Here is a 284-nt window from a genome sequence, read left to right as displayed (position 1 = left end):
ACCTCCTGCACCGCAGCCTCGGAAACCTGCAGATGGCCAACGTGGGCAAGACAGTCTGGTCCGTCGTACTCGCCTCGCTAGCCGGGTCGTTGACCATGCTCGCGGTCGACCGGGTCCTCGGATTCGATCAACTCACCGAGCGTTTCGGCGGACCCGGCTCGATGGTTCGCGTCGCCGTCGGCGGCATCCTGATGCTCGCGATCACCTTCACGATTCTCTACTTCAAGAAGGTTCCGGAAGTCCTGTCGGTAACGGTTGCGGTCTCCCGCAAGATTCGTTCACTG

The 284-nt window shown here is 61.6% G+C and carries 1 protein-coding gene; it reads left to right on the top strand.

All coding sequences use genetic code 11. From position 1 onward, the window contains the following. On the top strand, positions 1–284 hold a 284-nt coding region (locus ACFZPT_RS26660; protein WP_379559124.1), incomplete at both ends, for a hypothetical protein.

Origin of the sequence: Pseudomonas sp. MD330_10, assembly GCF_042610415.1 — a bacterium.
Taxonomy (GTDB): Bacteria; Pseudomonadota; Gammaproteobacteria; order Pseudomonadales; family Pseudomonadaceae; genus Aquipseudomonas; species Aquipseudomonas rhodesiae.
This window is presented reverse-complemented; position numbering and strand designations above follow the sequence as displayed.